Below are 1,796 nucleotides of genomic sequence, written 5' to 3' on the forward strand. Positions count from 1 at the left end.
TTCTAGGAGCCTTCTGAAGATGTTGCTGGTGTGACAGATCGCAGGTTGAAGGTGCGGCGATCAAGGCTGTGAGGGTGGAATTTCCCTGGGGTTGCTGCCTGTTGGATGGGCCTCAGCCGGTGGTTGGCTGCAGGATCCAGGTGCCCTGGACGGGGGTGAGCCCGAGGTTGATCAGACGGCGCAGGTTCAGGGTGGCTGCTCGTAGGTGGAGCCAGAGGTTGTTGCGCTGGACGCCGCGGTAGCGGAGCTTGCGGGCGCCGCCGTCCGCGCCGATCAGCCAGGCGATGGAGCGTTCGACCATGGGGCGATGCTGCCGGTAGGTGGCGGTCAGGCCGGGGTCGGTGGCCCAGTGGTGGCGGGCCTGGCGTAACAGTGCGTCGTGGGGGTGCAGGTGCAGGGTGCGGCCGTGCTTGCTGGTCGTGCAGTGTTCCCGCAGTGGGCAGGAGCGGCAGGCGATGCCGAAGACCACCTCTCGTGTCCGGGTGATGCGCCGTGTCACCCCGGCCGGGCAGGTTGCGGTGCCGGTGGCCTCGTCCACGATGAAGTCGTCGATGGTGAAGCCGCCGGCCACGGCCGGGCGCAGGGGTGCGGGCTTGATGATGACGGTGTGCCCGGCATCGAGCAGCGCGGCGCGGGCGTCGCCGGTGCCGTAGGCCGTATCGCCCAGCACCTCGAACGCCGCGGGGTCGGCGAGTGGATCGGCGGGATCGGCGGGATCGGCGGCCAGCAGGTCCACGCCGACCACCGCCTCGTGGTTGCCGGTGCCGGTGGCCATGGTCAGCCGGACGCCGGTGAACAGCCCGGTCTCGGGTTCGATCACGACGTGGGCCTTGTAGCCGTCCTGGCGCTGGTGCACGGTCTTGTGCACGTGCCGGGCCTGGTCATCGATGGTGGAGATGATGCGGTCGGTGGCGACCTTGCGGGCGATCCGCCAGCGTCCGTCGGTGCCGTCGGAGCCCTCGGCCGGCTCGACGTCCTGGCCGGCCACCAGCGCCAGCAGCGCCAGGGCCTGGGCCGCATCCTCGCTCAGCTCGCCCGCGGTGGCGGCCGCTTCGAACGCAGCAACCACGGTGAGCGCGTCGGTGACCAGGCCGGAGACCAGTTCCTGACGCGCCATGGCGTCGTTCCAGGCGATCGCGGGTTTGCCCGGATCGTTGTAGTCGGCGGCCCGGCAGCGTTCGGTGATCAGCTGGGCAGCGCCGGGCACTTGCCGACCCGCCCGCCGGATCGCCGTGATCAGCTGGGTGATGGTGTCCTGGGTGGCCACCGCGTCCTCCAGCACCGCCGAGTCCAGCACCCGCCGCGCCCGCGCCCGCAGTGCTCCGCTGGCCTGGGCCACCTGCCCGACCCGGCCGAAGATCCGGTTCGGATCGCCGGACCTGCGCAGCCGCTGCCGGAAATACACCAGCAGCGACGGGTCGAAACCCCGGTCGTACAGGCCCAGCCCGCAGGCGGCCTTCCACCGCAGATCACAGCGCAGCGCCAGCGCGGCTTCGGGGTCGGAGTGGTGCAGCAACGCCTGCAGGACCGTCACACACGCCAGCACCTGCGGCGGAACGCTCGGCCGGCCATCGGTCGCGGCATACAGATCGGCGAACATCTCCTCGGGAAACAGCTCATCACGATGCTCGGCCAAAAACGCGTACACGCTGCCTGCCGGGATCAACTCCCGGCAGGTGCTCCACACATCCGGCCCCACCGGCCGCTCGGGACGATGCCCCATCATGCCGCCAGCCTGACCCTCGACCTACAAGATCGGAACCCCAACCAGCAACATCATCAGAACACTCCTAGGC

Annotated in this window: 1 protein-coding gene; it reads right to left on the reverse strand. The window is 69.9% G+C overall.

Annotated features, from left to right (window positions below):
- Positions 1 to 112: 112 nt before the first annotated feature.
- Entirely contained in the window at positions 113 to 1,726 is a 1,614-nt protein-coding gene (locus ITP53_RS55160) for an IS1182 family transposase (protein ID WP_195903449.1), read from the reverse strand.
- Positions 1,727 to 1,796: the final 70 nt, after the last annotated feature.

The organism is Nonomuraea cypriaca, from assembly GCF_015645445.1.
Lineage (GTDB): Bacteria > Actinomycetota > Actinomycetes > Streptosporangiales > Streptosporangiaceae > Nonomuraea > Nonomuraea cypriaca.

Coding starts and splice junctions, on each gene's coding strand:
- ITP53_RS55160 (WP_195903449.1), bottom strand. CDS start 1,726: ATGATGGGGCATCGTCCCGAGCGGCCGGTGGGGCCGGATGTGTGGAGC.